Below are 14,451 nucleotides of genomic sequence, written 5' to 3'. Positions count from 1 at the left end.
TTACTACTCGTCGGTAACTTTACCCCGACGTTCCTGCAGCGCCGCATCCTTGCCGCGCACGGTCTCGGACAGCTCCCGCTGAAAGGCCACGATCCGCGCGCGCAGCCGCGCGTCGGAGGATCCCAGGATGCGCACCGCCAGCAGGCCGGCGTTGCGGGCGCCGCCGATCGAGACCGTTGCCACCGGCACCCCGGCCGGCATCTGGACGATCGACAGCAGCGAGTCCAGCCCGTCGAGGCGCGCCAGCGGCACCGGCACACCGATCACCGGCAGCGGAGTCGCGGAGGCCACCATCCCGGGCAGGTGGGCGGCGCCGCCGGCGCCGGCGATGATCACCTCGAGGCCGCGGTCGGCCGCGCCGCGGGCGTAGTCGAACATCACGTCGGGCGTGCGGTGGGCCGAGACCACGCGCACCTCGGTGGGGATGTCGAACTCCGCGAGCGCGTCGGCGGCGTCGGACATCACCGACCAGTCGCTGTCGCTGCCCATGATCACCCCGACGCGCGGCCCGGTACTAGTCATGTGGGTCCCATCCGTCCGTCCACTGCCCGTGCGACAACCAGTGTGCCGCCAGCTCGGCGCGCTCCCGCAGCCCCGCCGGGTCTTCTAGGTCCGCCCCGGTGCCGAGGAAATTGATGTGCCCTACCTTGCGGCCGGGGCGTTCCTCCTTGCCGTACAGGTGAACCCGGGCGTCGGGCATCCGCGCGAACAGGTGGTGCAGCCGCTCGTCGAGGGTCATCTCGGGCCGCCGCGGGGCGCCCAGCACGTTGGCCATCACCGTCACCGGCGCGATCGCGTCGGTGTCGCCGAGCGGATAGTCCAGCACCGCGCGCAAATGCTGTTCGAATTGGCCGGTGCGCGCCCCGTCCATGGTCCAGTGCCCGGAGTTGTGCGGGCGCATCGCGAGCTCGTTGACCAACAGTGCGCCGTCGGGGCTCTCGAACAGCTCCACCGCCAGCACCCCGACGACGCCGAGTTCGGCGGCCAACCGCAACGCCAGCCGCTGGGCGTCAGCGGCGGCCTCCTCGGGCAGTCCCGGCGCCGGGGCGATCACCTGCACGCAGATCCCGTCCCGCTGCACGGTCTCCACGACCGGCCACGCCGCGCCCTGCCCGAAGGGCGAGCGCGCCACCAGCGCCGACAGTTCGCGGCGCAGGCTGACCTGCTCCTCGGCCATCACCGGCACGCCGTCGGCCAGGAAGGCGGCCGCGATCTCGCGGGCGTGCTCCGGGTCGCGGGCCATCCGCACCCCGCGCCCGTCGTAGCCGCCGCGGACCGCCTTCACGACGACGGGGCCGGCGATCCGCCGCGCGAACGCATCGAGCTCGTCGACGCTGCGGATCTCGGCGTAGCGGGGCACCGGGATGTCCAGGGCCTCCAGCCGCCGCCGCATCACCAGCTTGTCCTGGGCGTGCACCAGCGCCTGCGGCGGCGGTGCCACCCGGACACCCTCGGCGACCAGCTTCTCCAGCAGCTCGGACGGCACGTGCTCGTGGTCGAACGTCAGCACGTCCGCCCCGGCCGCGACCCGGCGCAGGTCCTCGAGGTCGGTGTGCGAGCCGAGCACCACGTCCGGGGAGACCTGGGCGGCCGCCTCGTCGGGGGCGGTGGCCAGCACCCGCAGCGTCTGCCCCAGCGCGATCGCGGCCTGGTGGGTCATCCTGGCGAGTTGGCCGCCGCCGACCATGGCGACCCGCGGGCGTGTATTCGGCACGGCCATCATGGTGTCACGGTCCCCGGGGAGACACATTTTGCGCCGGTTTCGTGTCCGTCCGTACACTGACGTGTTGTGTCCTTCGCCGAAGCCACAATCGCGCGTTTGCCGCAGTTCGTTCAGCCGTATGCGCAGCGCCATCATGAACTGATCAAATTCGCCATCGTCGGCGGCACGACGTTCATCATCGACTCCGCGATTTTCTACACGCTGAAGCTGACGATTCTCGAGCCCAAGCCGGTGACCGCCAAGGTCATCGCGGGCATCGTCGCGGTCATCGCGTCCTACGTCTTGAACCGGGAGTGGAGCTTCCGCGACCGCGGGGGCCGCGAGCGCCACCACGAGGCGCTGCTGTTCTTCGCGTTCAGCGGCGTGGGGGTGCTGCTGTCCATGGCCCCGCTGTGGATCTCGAGCTACATCCTGCAGCTGCGGGTGCCATCGGTGTCGCTGACCGTGGAGAACATCGCCGACTTCATCTCGGCCTACATCATCGGCAACCTGCTGCAGATGGCGTTCCGGTTCTGGGCGTTCAGGCGCTGGGTGTTCCCCGACCAGTTCGCGCGCAACCCCGACAAGGCGCTGGAGTCGGCGCTCACCGCCGGCGGCATCGCCGAGGTCTTCGAGGACGCCTTCGAGGACGATGCGCAGGACGGCAACGTCACGCTGCTGCGCGCCTGGCGCAACAAAAGGTCGCGTCAGCTCGGCGACGCGTCGGGTTCGGCGGAACCCAGGGTGTCGAAAACCTCGTGATACAGCAGCGCCTGCACCTCGCGCAGGCGCGGAATGTCGGGAAACGACAACGGATCCTGTGACGCCGACTCGATGACCAGCGTGCCGGTGCGAAACATCCGCTCCCACAACCGGTCCCGGAATTCCACGCTGTTGATCCGCGCCAACGGAATGTCGATTCCGGAGCGCGTGAGCACCCCGTGCCGATACATCACCCGCCGGCTGGTGACGACGAAATGCGTGGTGAGCCAGCTCAGGAACGGCCACAGCGTCAGCCAGCCGACGAGCACCAGCCAGATCCCCCAGATGACGCCGTGCAGGATGTTCTTGGCGAGCTGCTCCCAGTGCGTCGAGTTCAGATAGCCCGAGCCGAACGCGGCCAGCGCGGTGGCCAGGACGAGGACGACGACGGGCCAGATCAAGCCCTTCCAGTGCGGATGCCGGTGTAGGACGACCTGCTCGCCCGCGGCGAGGGCGTTATCCGGATAGCTCACCCGCCCGAAGCTACCGCTTCCTAACGTAGATGCACCACGTCACCGGCCGAAACGACGACGGTCTCGCTCCCGGTCGCCCCTGCCGTTTCCAGGCACAACCTCCCGTGGTCGTCGATGGCGGTCGCGGTCCCGACGGCCTCCCGGCCGCCGGGCAGCTCGGCGCGCACCCGGGTGCCGATGGTCAGGCTGCGCGCCCGATAGTCGGCCGCCAGCGCCCAGTCGGCGCCGCGCGCCGCGCGCCAGGCCACGATGCGCCGGCCGAGTTCGGTCAGCACCGCGCAGACCAGCGCGCCGCGGTCGGGCGCCGGCACGCCGAGGCCGGACAGCGACGTCGCGCCATCAACCTCTGCGGGTGCCGCAAACACGTTGAGCCCCAAGCCAATTACCACGGCCGGCCGCGAGACCTCGGCGAGGATTCCGGCCAGCTTGCCCCCGTCGACCAGCACGTCGTTGGGCCACTTGAGGCCCGCCCGGCGGCCGGTCGCCTCGAGCAGCGGGTTGACCGCGTCGACGACGGCAACCCCGGTGGCCAGCGACAGCCAGCCCCACGCCTCGGTCGGCACGTCGACCACGCTGACACCGACCGACATCGTGATCTGGTCACGGGGGCCGGCCGCCCAGCCGCGGCCGTGGCGCCCGCGCCCGGCGGTCTGGTGCTCGGCGATCAGCACCGCGCCGGCGATGTCGTCGCCGGCGGCCGCGCGCGCCAGCAGGTCGGCGTTGGTGGAGCCGGTCTGCCCGACGACGTCGAGGTGGCGCCACCCCAGCCCGGTTCCGATCAGCTCGGCGCGCAGCGCGGCATGATCCAGCGGTGCATCCATACGAGCCCAGCCTAAAACTCGGCGGCCAGGCCTGCCGATAACATCAGGACCCATGACAAGCGTTACCGACCGCTCGGATCATTCCGCAGAGCCTGCGAGCGAACACACCGTCGACATCCACACCACCGCCGGCAAGCTGGCCGAGCTGCACAAGCGGCGCGAGGAGTCGCTGCACCCCGTCGGCGAGACGGCCGTCGAAAAGGTGCACGCCAAGGGCAAGCTGACCGCGCGCGAGCGCATCCTCGCCCTGCTGGACGAGGACTCGTTCGTCGAACTCGACGCGCTGGCGCGGCACCGCAGCAGCAATTTCGGGCTGGAGAAAAACCGCCCGCTGGGCGACGGCGTGATCACCGGCTACGGCACCATCGACGGCCGCGACGTGTGCATCTTCAGCCAGGACGCCACGGTGTTCGGCGGCAGCCTCGGCGAGGTGTACGGCGAGAAGATCGTCAAGGTCCAGGAGTTGGCGCTCAAGACCGGCCGCCCGCTGATCGGCATCAACGACGGCGCGGGCGCGCGCATCCAGGAGGGTGTCGTCTCGCTGGGCCTGTACAGCCGCATCTTCCGCAACAACATCATCGCGTCCGGGGTTATCCCGCAGATCTCGCTGATCATGGGCGCCGCCGCGGGCGGGCACGTCTACTCCCCCGCGCTGACCGACTTCGTGGTCATGGTCGACCAGACCAGCCAGATGTTCATCACCGGCCCCGACGTCATCAAGACGGTCACCGGCGAGGACGTCACCATGGAGGAGCTCGGCGGCGCCCACACCCACATGGCGAAGTCGGGCACCCTGCACTACGTCGCCTCCGGCGAGCAGGACGCCTTCGACTGGGTGCGCGACCTGCTGAGTTACCTGCCGCCCAACAACGCCACCGACGCCCCGCGCTACGCCGAGGCGGCCGCCCAGGGCCCGATCGAGGAGAACCTCACCGCCGAGGACCTCGAGCTGGACACCCTGATCCCCGACTCGCCCAACCAGCCCTACGACATGCACGAGGTGATCACCCGCATCCTCGACGAGGACGAGTTCCTCGAGATCCAGGCCGGTTACGCGCAGAACATCGTGGTCGGGTTCGGCCGGATCGAGGGCCGGCCGGTAGGGATCGTGGCCAACCAGCCGACCCACTTCGCCGGCTGCCTGGACATCAACGCCTCGGAGAAGGCGGCCCGGTTCGTGCGGACCTGCGACGCCTTCAACATCCCGATCGTCATGCTGGTCGACGTTCCGGGCTTTCTGCCGGGCACCGGCCAGGAGTACAACGGCATCATCCGGCGCGGGGCCAAGCTGCTGTTCGCCTACGGCGAGGCGACCGTCCCCAAGATCACCGTCATCACCCGCAAGGCCTACGGCGGCGCGTACTGCGTGATGGGGTCCAAGGACATGGGCTGCGACGTCAACCTGGCCTGGCCGACGGCCCAGATCGCGGTGATGGGCGCCTCCGGCGCGGTCGGCTTCGTGTACCGCCAACAGCTCAAGGAGGCCGCCGAGAAGGGCGAGGACGTTGATGCGCTGCGCCTGCAGTTGCAGCAGGAGTACGAGGACACCCTCGTCAACCCCTACGTCGCGGCCGAGCGTGGGTACGTCGACGCGGTGATCCCGCCGTCGTACACCCGCGGTTACATCGGCACGGCGCTGCGCCTGCTGGAACGCAAGATCGCCCACCTGCCGCCCAAGAAGCACGGGAACATTCCACTGTGAGTCGAGTGAGCGGAACGAACCCGTGAGTCCAGCGAGCGGAGCGAACGAAGTGAGCGGCGGGAGTGAGACGAACAATTGAACGAAGTGAGTGACGGGAACGAGACGAACGATTCGGCTTCAGTGAGCAACGAGAACCCACCGCAGCAGCCGCACGAGCCGCACATCCACATCCTCAAGGGCCGCCCCACCACCGAGGAGGTGGCCGCGCTGGTCGCCGTGCTGGGCTGCGTGGGTGGCGGCGCCGGCGAGCCCGCCCAGCCCGAGCGCACCCGCTGGGGGCTGCCGGTGGACCGGCTGTGCTACGCGATGTCCAACTACCAGCGGCTCACCCTGCAGCAGATGACACACATGAAGCAGTGACCCGCCTGGTGCTGGCCTCGGCCTCCCCGGGCCGGCTCGGGGTGCTGCGCCAGGCCGGCGTCGAGCCGGTGGTCGCGGTCTCCGGCATCGACGAGGACGTGATCGCCGCGGGCCTGGGCCCGGATGCGGCGCCCGGCGAGGTGGTGTGCGCGCTGGCGACGGCCAAGGCCGACGCGGTCGCCGGCGGGCTGGATCCCGCGCTGGCCACGGATTGCGTTGTGCTGGGCTGTGATTCGATGCTGCACATCGACGGCCGGCTGTGCGGCAAGCCGCCGTCCGCCGCGGCCGCGATGGACCAGTGGCGGTCGATGGGCGGGCGGTCCGGCGAACTGCACACCGGGCACTGCCTGCTGCGCCTGAGCGCCGGCACGGTCACCCACCGCGAGGCCGAATCGGGTTGCACCACAGTGCGTTTCGCCGAGCCCACCGACGCCGACCTGCGGGCGTACGTCGCCGACGGGGAACCGCTGCGGGTGGCGGGCGGATTCACCATCGACGGGCTGGGCGGCTGGTTCGTCGACGGGATCGACGGCGACCCGTCCAACGTGATCGGCGTGAGCCTGCCGCTGCTGCGCGCGCTGTTGGCGCGGATGGGGCTGTCGGTGTCCGCGCTGTGGGCGGCCAGCCCGGCGCATTGACTGTGAAGCCAGGGCTTCGGGTGTGAAGCCACGGCTTTCACTGTTACGCCAGGGCAACGATCTGGCGTTTTTTTCGCCCTACGCTCATACCCAAAGCCATGAGCTCACAACCAATGCCCAGGCGAGACGGGCCTTCGCCCGACGGTAGGCTCGAAGTCGTGCCATTACCCCCCGATCCTCACCCCTCCCTGACGGAATACGCCCACCCCGAACGACTGGTCACCGCCGAATGGTTGTCCGCCAACATGGGCGCCCCCGGCCTGGCGATCGTCGAATCCGACGAGGACGTGTTGCTCTACGACGTCGGCCACATCCCCGGTGCGGTCAAGATCGACTGGCACACGGACCTCAACGACGCGCGCGTCCGCGACTACATCGACGGCGAGCAGTTCGCCGAGCTGATGAACCGCAAGGGCATCGCGCGCGACGACACGGTGGTGATCTACGGCGACAAGAGCAACTGGTGGGCCGCCTACGCGCTGTGGGTGTTCACGCTGTTCGGCCACGCCGACGTGCGCCTGCTCAACGGCGGGCGTGACCTGTGGCTGGCCGAGCGCCGCGAGACCACCCTGGAGGTCCCGACGAAGACGTCGACCGGGTATCCCGTCGTGCAGCGCAACGACGCACCCATCCGCGCCTACAAGGACGACGTGCTGGCCGTCCTCGGCGACCAGCCGCTCATCGACGTGCGCTCGCCGGACGAGTACACCGGCAAGCGCACCCACATGCCCGACTACCCCGAGGAGGGCGCGCTGCGCGCCGGGCACATCCCGACGGCCCGTTCGATTCCGTGGGGCAGCGCCGTCGAGGAGAGCGGCCGGTTCCGCCCCCGCGCCGAGCTCGAGGAGCTCTACGGGTTCATCGAGCCCGACGACAAGACCGTCGTGTACTGCCGCATCGGCGAGCGCTCCAGCCACACCTGGTTCGTGCTCACCCACCTGCTGGGCAAGCCCGGGGTCCGCAACTACGACGGCTCCTGGACCGAGTGGGGCAACACGGTGCGGGTGCCCATCGTCGCCGGTGCGGAACCGGGAGCGGTACCCGGCTGATGAGCATGCCCGCCGCCCTGGCCGAGGTGGTGTCCGACTTCGCCGAAGTCCAGGGCCAGGACAAGCTGGCGCTGCTGCTGGAATTCGCCAACGAGCTGCCCGCGCTGCCCGCCGACCTGGAAGAGGCGGCGATGGAGCCCGTGCCCGAATGCCAGTCGCCACTGTTCTTGCACGTCGACGCCAGCGACCCGAACCGGGTGCGGCTGCACTTCAGCGCGCCCGCCGAGGCGCCGACCACCCGCGGGTTCGCCTCGATCCTGGCCACCGGCCTGGACGAACAACCCGCCGCCGACATCCTGGCGGTGCCCGAGGATTTCTACACCGATCTGGGTCTGGCGGCTCTGATCAGCCCGCTGCGGCTGCGCGGGATGTCGGCGATGCTGGCCCGCATCAAGCGCCGATTGCGCGAGGCGGCCTGAAAGGGGAACCGAGTTACCGGGCCTACGGCGCGGCGCTTAAACTTCCCCGGACAAGACTTGTAAGAAATTCTCTTAGAGACAAGACACGTCCAGCCAAACAGGAGGCGCAGTGGCTAGTCACGCCAGCTCGAGGATCGCCAAGGTGCTCGTCGCCAATCGCGGTGAGATCGCTGTCCGGGTGATCCGCGCGGCCCGCGATGCGGGCCTGCCCAGCGTGGCGGTGTATGCCGAGCCCGACGCCGAGGCGCCGCACGTGCGGCTGGCCGACGAGGCGTTCGCGCTGGGCGGCCAGACGTCCGCGGAGTCCTATCTGGACTTCGCCAAGCTGCTCGACGCGGCCCAGAAGTCCGGCGCCAACGCGATTCACCCCGGCTACGGTTTCCTCTCCGAGAACGCCGACTTCGCGCAGGCGGTCATCGACGCCGGCCTGATCTGGATCGGCCCCAGCCCGCAGTCGATCCGCGACCTCGGCGACAAGGTCACCGCCCGCCACATCGCCGCCCGCGCGCAGGCCCCGCTGGTCCCCGGCACCCCCGACCCGGTCAAGGACGCCGACGAGGTGGTGGCCTTCGCCAAGGAGTACGGCGTGCCGATCGCGATCAAGGCGGCGTTCGGCGGCGGCGGCCGCGGCATGAAGGTGGCGCGCACCCTCGAGGAAATCCCGGAGCTGTTCGAGTCGGCCACCCGTGAAGCCGTCGCCGCGTTCGGCCGCGGTGAGTGCTTCGTGGAGCGCTACCTGGACAAGCCCCGCCACGTCGAGGCGCAGGTGATCGCCGACCAGCACGGCAACGTCATCGTGGCCGGGACCCGGGACTGCTCCCTGCAGCGTCGCTTCCAGAAGCTGGTGGAGGAGGCGCCGGCGCCGTTTTTGACCGACGCGCAGCGCAAGGAGATCCACGAATCGGCCAAGCGGATCTGCAAGGAGGCGCATTACTACGGCGCCGGGACCGTCGAATACCTGGTCGGCCAGGACGGCCTGATCTCCTTCTTGGAGGTCAACACCCGCCTGCAGGTGGAGCACCCGGTCACCGAGGAAACCGCGGGCATCGACCTGGTGTTGCAGCAGTTCAAGATCGCCAACGGCGAGAAGCTCGACCTGACCGAGGACCCCACCCCCCGCGGCCACGCCATCGAGTTCCGGATCAACGGCGAGGACGCCGGCCGCGGCTTTTTGCCCGCGCCCGGTCCGGTCACCCGCTACGACATCCCGACCGGACCCGGTGTCCGGCTGGACTCCGGCGTCGAGGCCGGTTCGGTGATCGGCGGGCAGTTCGACTCGATGCTGTCCAAGCTGATCGTGTACGGCGCCACCCGCTCCGAGGCGCTCGCCCGCTCCCGCCGGGCCCTGGACGAATTCCACGTCGAAGGCCTGGCCACCGTAATCCCGTTCCACCGCGCCGTGGTGTCCGACCCTGCATTCATCGGCGACGAGGACGGCTTCGCGGTGCACACCCGCTGGATCGAGACCGAGTGGAACAACACCGTCGAACCGTTCACCGGCGGCGAGCCTTTGGACGAAGAGGACGCCCGGCCCCGCCAGAAGGTGGTCGTCGAGGTGGGTGGGCGCCGGCTCGAGGTGTCGCTGCCCGGTGACTTGGCACTATCCAACGGCGCCGCCGGCCAAGACGCCGGTGTCATCAGAAAGAAGCCGAAGGCGCGCAAGCGCGGTTCGCACGGCGGCACGGCGGCCTCCGGCGACGCCGTGACCGCGCCCATGCAGGGCACCGTGGTCAAGGTCGCCGTCGAGGAGGGCCAGGAGGTTTCCGCCGGTGACCTGGTGGCGGTCCTCGAGGCCATGAAAATGGAGAACCCCGTCACCGCGCACAAGGACGGCACCATCACCGGACTCGCGGTCGAGGCCGGCGCCGCCGTCACCCAGGGCACGGTGCTCGCCGAGATCAAATAGCCGGGCGTCCGGTTGTCGGCCCCGCCCGCCGCGGGTAGGGTTCAGTTCAGGTTGAGTTCACAGCCACCCGGATCGCGTCGGGGACGCGCTGACTGGCGCCGGCGAACTCCCTGTCCCGTCGCAGTCGATCGTTTGACCCGACGTCATCCACAGCACGACCCTCCCAACACTGGAGACGAAGCATGTCTGTGGCTCAATCATGGCAACAAAGTCGCACCGCGCAGTTCACCGCCCGCCTTGGCGCGACGGGCGCGCTGATCACCGTCGACGGCGAACTCGACGCCGCGAACGCCGATCACCTCGCGTCCTACGTGCAACGCAGCGTCAGGCAATCCCGGCGGGTGATCCTGGATCTGCGCGGCCTGGAATTCATTGGTACGGCAGGGTTTTCGGCGCTGCACCGGATCAACGTCGAGTGCTCGGCCGCGCAGGCCTCCTGGGCCATGCTGCCCAGCCCGGCGGTGTCGCGGCTGCTGCGCATCTGTGACCCCGACGGCACCCTGCCGGTGACGACGCCGCGCACGGAGCCGATGTTGCGCCAGTCCCGCGCCGACGGCAAGGGCGGCGTCAGCGAAAGAAAAGCGCGGCCGCTACTGCAGCTGGTCCCGCAGCCGCGTTAGCGACTTCGCCAGCAGCCGCGACACATGCATCTGTGAGATCCCGACTCGCTCGGCGATCTGCGTCTGGGTCATCGACTCGAAGAACCTGAGCACCAACACCATTCGCTCCCGCTCGGGCAGCGCCTCGAGCAAGGGGCGCAACGCCTCCCGGTCCTCGATGCGGTCGAGGCCGACGTCCACGTCGCCCAGGGTGTCGGAGATGGCGCGGGCGTCGTCGTCGTCGCTGCCGCCGCCGGTGTCGATGGACAGCGTGTTATACGAGCTGCCGGCCACCAGGCCCTCGACCACCTCGTCGCGTTTCATGCCCAGTTCCACGGCGAGTTCGGTTGCGGTGGGGGCCCGCCCGAGGCGCTGGGACAGGTCGGCCGTCGCGGCGCCCAGCCGCAGGTGCAGTTCCTTCAGCCGCCGCGGAACCTTGACCGACCAGCTGTTGTCGCGGAAGTGGCGGCGGACCTCGCCCATGATCGTGGGCACCGCGAACGACACGAAGTCCGACCCGGTCTCGACGTCGAAGCGGGCCACCGCGTTGACCAACCCAACCCGCGCCACCTGAACCAGGTCGTCGCGCGGTTCCCCACGGCCCTCGAAGCGGCGGGCGATGTGATCGGCCAGGGGCAGGCAGCGCTCCACGATCTTGTCCCGCTGGCGCTGAAATTCCATCGAGTCGGTGGCGACGGTCGCCAACTCGCGGAACATGTCCGGCACATCGGCGTACTCGTTCGGGCGCGACACCGAACCGCCGGAAGCTCGGGAGGTCACCTGCTAGTGGCCGCCCGTCGCGCGGTCAGCGTGATCCCGAAGACGCTGCCGGTTTCGTTGGGCTCGCGACCGTCATGGAATGTCTGGACGTCGTCGGCCAGCGATGTCAGGACATGCCAGCTGAAACTGCCGGGCGCCACCACGTCGTGGGTGTCGCACGCGGCGGAGGCCTCGACCACCAACTCGTCGTCGTGCGGGTCGACCACGACGGTCAGCGTCGCGTCCGGGGTGGCCGAGCGGATCAGCCGGGTGCACACCTCGTCGACCGCGAGCCGCAGGTCGGCGACGGCATCGAAGTCCAGGTCCTCGAAGGTGCCGATGGCGCCGACCAGCGTGCGCAGCATGGCGAGGTTCTCCAGGCGCGCGGCGACGTGTAGTTCCACGGCCCGGTGGCCGCGTTGACGGTTGTTGGCGCGCAATCCCGCATCGGTCATATGGTCTCCCGGCAATGTCCGATTGACAGTATTACTGCTCTGCAGGCCGCCATCGACCGTGGGTTCCAATCGGTTAGTCACGATGGCCGGGTCCTAGCGCCCCGAGCCGCACGGGCCTCTCACACTGAACGTTCGCTGGTGCAACACTCCCGGCTCTCATCATGGTCTAGAGCTGATACCCATTCGATCAGGGCGATAACCCACCGATTTCGCCCGCCGGGACGCCCAGCGTTCAGCTGGCCGGTCGCTGCCTGACCACGTCCGGATGCTCGGTGTACCAACGATCGCAGAGCCTGCGCACCCGCCGGTGCTCGACGGCCAGCCACACCAGTCCCAGCACCGTGATGACGATGGCGGTCACGCCCGCGGTCATGCCCTCGTTGTGGTGCCCGCTGCCGAAGGCCGCGAGGCTCCCGCACCCGCCGACGACGCCGGCCACTATCAACAGGTAGCCGGGCCAGTGCAGCACGTCGATCAGCGACTCGCCGGCAAGCGGTCGCGTGGTTCGCAGATGGTCGACGGGGTCGTGAAAAGTGTCTCCCATAGCCGCTCCTATCGAGGTCGCACCCTCAACGGTAGATCTCGCCCAACGTGTTTGGCGAGGCCTGGAACAGACTTGTAGCAAACCCGAAGAAACGCGCCTAGAGGCCCAGCGCCGGGCCGGCGATGGGCGCCGCGCCGAGGCCGAGCGCCACCACCATCAGGGTGAACAGAAACCAGCCGGCGCCGTGCCAGCCCCACCAGGTGCCCCGCGCCTTCCACACGCGGTAGGTGCGCAAAAACGACCAGAGCCCGCCGGCCAACAGGATCAGGGGCCCGCCGAAGGCGAGGATCGTTCGCTGGGGCGCGCCGCAGGCGACCGTGTCGACGCCGGTTCCCGGGCAGGTGCTGACCCACAACGCGGCGAGGATCACGAAGCCGACGCCGGCCGCGGCGGCCACCACGGCGAACCGGACCGCGGCGTGTACCTCGTGGTCTTCCTGCCCCAAGCGGTCCCCGCGCGACCGCTGATCCGCTTCCTGCATCCCTGGCCCCTCGTGTCCTGCTTCCGCCTGCCCCTAATCCATCGTTTCCCGCCCCGGATTAGTTACCGCGTAGTTACCGTGCACTGCGCATGGGGACAGATACCCGGGGCTAAACCGCGATAAACGGCGGGTGTCAACGCCCGTTCCGCCGACCGCAGTTTCGGGAAAAGCCGCGTTTTCGGTACCATTCAGCCGCTACCGACCGCTCACCGCTTGTCGGACTAGCCGGGGCCGAGGACAGCAGCTTGACGAGTACCCCAACATGGATCGAGAGCTCGGGGTCGGGGAAGGGTTAATGGATCTCTCGATACGCAGCACGATGCCAGAAATGCTCGACGATGCCGGCGTCGACTTGGCCGATTACCAACGCTGCCTGGCCGAACTCGCCGTCGTCAACCGCCTGACCTGCACCCATCGCCCCACCCTGCGCTGGCTGGCGCGGCAAACCAGGAGACTGCCGCGCGGTGGCCGATTCTCCGTGCTGGACGTCGGCTACGGCGACGGCGATCTGCTGCGCGCCATCGCGCGCTGGGCGCGGCGGCGCGGGCTGAACGCGCAATTGACGGGCATCGATCTCAATCCCCGCAGCGCCGCGGCCGCGCGCGCCGCCACCCCGCCGGACATGGCCATCGATTACCGGACGGGAGACGTGTTCTCCTACCAGCCGGAGCGGCCGGTGGACTTCATCGTCAGCTCGCAGGTGGCGCACCATCTCGGAGACAAGGACGTGGTCGAGCTGCTGAGCTGGCTCGAGGCGAATTCCGTGTACGGCTGGCACGTCGCCGATCTGCATCGCCATTCCGTGCCCTACTACGGCTTTCCCGTCATCGCCCGCCTGATGGGCTGGCACGACATCATCCGCTCCGACGGAATGACGTCGATCGCCAGGGGCTTCCGGCGCCAGGATTGGCAGGGATTCCTGGACAAGGCGAACCTGCGGGCGGAGATCTCGTGGTACGGATTCCGGTTCTGCGTGCGTCGGCTCAAAGAGGCCCTCAACGAGGCCTGAGCGCCGCCGAAGCGGCCCCGATCCGGTCGATCAGCGCCGTTTGAAATGCGACCGGCGCCCCGTGAGTACTATCTGACACATGGCAACAGCCAGGAGGCGGTTATCCCCTGAGGACCGCCGAGCCGAGCTGCTAGCTCTGGGGGCGGAGGTTTTCGGGAAGCGGCCGTATGACGACGTCCGCATCGACGAGATCGCCGAGCGGGCCGGGGTGTCCCGCGCGCTGATGTATCACTACTTCCCGGACAAGCGGGCGTTCTTCGCCGCGGTGGTCCAGGACGAGGCCGACCGGCTGCACGAGGCCACCAACGAGCTGCGGCCCGCCGGTTTGACGATGTTCGAGGAGCTCAAGCTGGGTGTGTTGGCCTACATGGCCTACCAGCAGCAGCATCCGGAGTCGGCGTGGGCGGCGTATGTGGGCCTGGGCCGGTCCGACCCCGTGCTGCTCGGCGTCAGCGACGATGCCAAGAACCGCCAGATGGAACACATCATGGGCCGGATCGACGAATTGGTGAGCGCGACCCCCGAGCGCGAGCTCAAGCCCGGGGTCGAGCGGCACCTGCGGGTAATCCTGCACGGCTGGCTGGCGCTGACGTTCGAGATCTGCCGGCAGCGGATCATGGACCCCACCAGCGACGCCGACGGGCTCGCCGAGGCGTGTGCGCACGCGCTGCTGGACGCGATCGTCCGCATCCCGGAGATCCCGCCGGACCTCGCCGAGGCCATGGCCACCGCGCGACTGTGAGCACATGTCGGTACGTGTTGGCACCATGGT

18 protein-coding genes are annotated in these 14,451 nt (G+C 69.1%); 10 read left to right on the top strand and 8 right to left on the bottom strand.

Annotated elements, in window-relative coordinates; translation table 11 throughout:
* Positions 1–3: 3 nt before the first annotated feature.
* Together purE and AC5Y43_RS04340 are read right to left on the bottom strand one after the other, a co-directional pair.
* On the bottom strand, positions 4–522 hold the full coding sequence (gene purE, locus AC5Y43_RS04345) for a 5-(carboxyamino)imidazole ribonucleotide mutase (RefSeq protein WP_499969757.1): 519 nt from the start codon (positions 520–522) through the stop codon (positions 4–6).
* Positions 515–1,723 (bottom strand): 5-(carboxyamino)imidazole ribonucleotide synthase, encoded by a 1,209-nt coding sequence (locus AC5Y43_RS04340; protein WP_499969756.1) that lies wholly within the window; start codon positions 1,721–1,723, stop codon positions 515–517. Before AC5Y43_RS04340 ends, purE begins: the two co-directional genes overlap by 8 nt.
* A 66-nt stretch (positions 1,724–1,789) precedes the next feature.
* Between AC5Y43_RS04340 and AC5Y43_RS04335 the strand changes: the two genes are divergently transcribed.
* Positions 1,790–2,464 carry a GtrA family protein gene (locus AC5Y43_RS04335; RefSeq protein ID WP_499969754.1) on the top strand — a complete coding sequence of 225 codons (675 nt, stop codon included), beginning with the start codon at positions 1,790–1,792 and terminating at the stop codon, positions 2,462–2,464.
* Here the strand turns inward: AC5Y43_RS04335 and AC5Y43_RS04330 are convergent.
* Positions 2,410–2,937, bottom strand: coding sequence for a PH domain-containing protein (locus AC5Y43_RS04330; protein WP_499969752.1), 528 nt, complete (start codon positions 2,935–2,937; stop codon positions 2,410–2,412). The genes AC5Y43_RS04335 and AC5Y43_RS04330 overlap by 55 nt on opposite strands.
* A 20-nt stretch (positions 2,938–2,957) precedes the next feature.
* Positions 2,958–3,758, bottom strand: coding sequence for a biotin--[acetyl-CoA-carboxylase] ligase (locus AC5Y43_RS04325; protein WP_499969749.1), 801 nt, complete (start codon positions 3,756–3,758; stop codon positions 2,958–2,960).
* Between the two features lie 52 nt (positions 3,759–3,810).
* Between AC5Y43_RS04325 and AC5Y43_RS04320 the strand changes: the two genes are divergently transcribed.
* The 7 genes from AC5Y43_RS04320 to AC5Y43_RS04290 all read left to right on the top strand — a co-directional run bounded on the left by AC5Y43_RS04320 (position 3,811) and on the right by AC5Y43_RS04290 (position 10,452).
* Positions 3,811–5,460 (top strand): acyl-CoA carboxylase subunit beta, encoded by a 1,650-nt coding sequence (locus tag AC5Y43_RS04320; protein WP_499969748.1) that lies wholly within the window; start codon positions 3,811–3,813, stop codon positions 5,458–5,460.
* Between the two features lie 84 nt (positions 5,461–5,544).
* Positions 5,545–5,820, top strand: a complete 276-nt coding sequence (locus AC5Y43_RS04315; RefSeq protein WP_499969746.1) for an acyl-CoA carboxylase subunit epsilon — start codon at positions 5,545–5,547, stop codon at positions 5,818–5,820.
* Positions 5,817–6,458: a Maf family protein gene (locus AC5Y43_RS04310; protein WP_499969745.1), complete on the top strand. Its 642-nt coding sequence runs from the start codon at positions 5,817–5,819 to the stop codon at positions 6,456–6,458. Before AC5Y43_RS04315 ends, AC5Y43_RS04310 begins: the two co-directional genes overlap by 4 nt.
* 158 nt (positions 6,459–6,616) lie before the next feature.
* Entirely contained in the window at positions 6,617–7,507 is an 891-nt protein-coding gene (locus AC5Y43_RS04305; RefSeq protein ID WP_499969743.1) for a sulfurtransferase, read from the top strand.
* Positions 7,507–7,926, top strand: coding sequence for a SufE family protein (locus AC5Y43_RS04300; RefSeq protein ID WP_499969742.1), 420 nt, complete (start codon positions 7,507–7,509; stop codon positions 7,924–7,926). The genes AC5Y43_RS04305 and AC5Y43_RS04300 overlap by 1 nt, the downstream gene beginning before the upstream one ends.
* Before the next feature lie 109 nt (positions 7,927–8,035).
* Positions 8,036–9,832, top strand: a complete 1,797-nt coding sequence (locus tag AC5Y43_RS04295) for an acetyl/propionyl/methylcrotonyl-CoA carboxylase subunit alpha (RefSeq protein WP_499969740.1) — start codon at positions 8,036–8,038, stop codon at positions 9,830–9,832.
* Between the two features lie 182 nt (positions 9,833–10,014).
* Positions 10,015–10,452 (top strand): STAS domain-containing protein, encoded by a 438-nt coding sequence (locus AC5Y43_RS04290; protein ID WP_499969739.1) that lies wholly within the window; start codon positions 10,015–10,017, stop codon positions 10,450–10,452.
* On the opposite strand, the gene AC5Y43_RS04285 is transcribed toward AC5Y43_RS04290, so the two are convergent.
* From AC5Y43_RS04285 to AC5Y43_RS04270, 4 genes are all read right to left on the bottom strand, one after another.
* A complete protein-coding gene (locus tag AC5Y43_RS04285) occupies positions 10,423–11,211 on the bottom strand; it encodes an RNA polymerase sigma factor SigF (protein ID WP_499969738.1) in 789 nt (262 codons plus the stop codon). The two genes, AC5Y43_RS04290 and AC5Y43_RS04285, sit on opposite strands and share 30 nt — an antisense overlap.
* Positions 11,208–11,645 carry an ATP-binding protein gene (locus AC5Y43_RS04280; protein WP_499969737.1) on the bottom strand — a complete coding sequence of 146 codons (438 nt, stop codon included), beginning with the start codon at positions 11,643–11,645 and terminating at the stop codon, positions 11,208–11,210. The genes AC5Y43_RS04285 and AC5Y43_RS04280 overlap by 4 nt, the downstream gene beginning before the upstream one ends.
* Positions 11,646–11,877: 232 nt before the next feature.
* Positions 11,878–12,189, bottom strand: coding sequence for a protein UsfY (gene usfY, locus AC5Y43_RS04275; protein WP_499969735.1), 312 nt, complete (start codon positions 12,187–12,189; stop codon positions 11,878–11,880).
* Between the two features lie 97 nt (positions 12,190–12,286).
* Positions 12,287–12,670 carry a hypothetical protein gene (locus AC5Y43_RS04270; protein WP_499969734.1) on the bottom strand — a complete coding sequence of 128 codons (384 nt, stop codon included), beginning with the start codon at positions 12,668–12,670 and terminating at the stop codon, positions 12,287–12,289.
* A 328-nt stretch (positions 12,671–12,998) separates the two neighbouring features.
* On the opposite strand from AC5Y43_RS04270, the gene AC5Y43_RS04265 reads away from it, so the two are divergent.
* Positions 12,999–13,679 carry a methyltransferase domain-containing protein gene (locus AC5Y43_RS04265; RefSeq protein WP_499969732.1) on the top strand — a complete coding sequence of 227 codons (681 nt, stop codon included), beginning with the start codon at positions 12,999–13,001 and terminating at the stop codon, positions 13,677–13,679.
* 79 nt (positions 13,680–13,758) lie between these two features.
* Positions 13,759–14,421: a TetR/AcrR family transcriptional regulator gene (locus AC5Y43_RS04260; protein ID WP_499969730.1), complete on the top strand. Its 663-nt coding sequence runs from the start codon at positions 13,759–13,761 to the stop codon at positions 14,419–14,421.
* The last annotated feature ends 30 nt before the right edge of the window (positions 14,422–14,451 follow it).

The organism is Mycobacterium sp. NGS57 (assembly GCF_059812405.1).
The sequence above is the reverse complement of the archived record's forward strand: the minus strand, read 5'-3'. Positions and strand labels throughout refer to the sequence as shown.

Coding starts and splice junctions, on each gene's coding strand:
- purE (WP_499969757.1), bottom strand. CDS start 522: ATGACTAGTACCGGGCCGCGCGTCGGGGTGATCATGGGCAGCGACAGC.
- AC5Y43_RS04340 (WP_499969756.1), bottom strand. CDS start 1,723: ATGATGGCCGTGCCGAATACACGCCCGCGGGTCGCCATGGTCGGCGGC.
- AC5Y43_RS04325 (WP_499969749.1), bottom strand. CDS start 3,758: ATGGATGCACCGCTGGATCATGCCGCGCTGCGCGCCGAGCTGATCGGA.
- AC5Y43_RS04320 (WP_499969748.1), top strand. CDS start 3,811: ATGACAAGCGTTACCGACCGCTCGGATCATTCCGCAGAGCCTGCGAGC.
- AC5Y43_RS04300 (WP_499969742.1), top strand. CDS start 7,507: ATGAGCATGCCCGCCGCCCTGGCCGAGGTGGTGTCCGACTTCGCCGAA.
- AC5Y43_RS04290 (WP_499969739.1), top strand. CDS start 10,015: ATGTCTGTGGCTCAATCATGGCAACAAAGTCGCACCGCGCAGTTCACC.
- AC5Y43_RS04280 (WP_499969737.1), bottom strand. CDS start 11,645: ATGACCGATGCGGGATTGCGCGCCAACAACCGTCAACGCGGCCACCGG.
- usfY (WP_499969735.1), bottom strand. CDS start 12,189: ATGGGAGACACTTTTCACGACCCCGTCGACCATCTGCGAACCACGCGA.
- AC5Y43_RS04270 (WP_499969734.1), bottom strand. CDS start 12,670: ATGCAGGAAGCGGATCAGCGGTCGCGCGGGGACCGCTTGGGGCAGGAA.
- AC5Y43_RS04265 (WP_499969732.1), top strand. CDS start 12,999: ATGCTCGACGATGCCGGCGTCGACTTGGCCGATTACCAACGCTGCCTG.
- AC5Y43_RS04260 (WP_499969730.1), top strand. CDS start 13,759: ATGGCAACAGCCAGGAGGCGGTTATCCCCTGAGGACCGCCGAGCCGAG.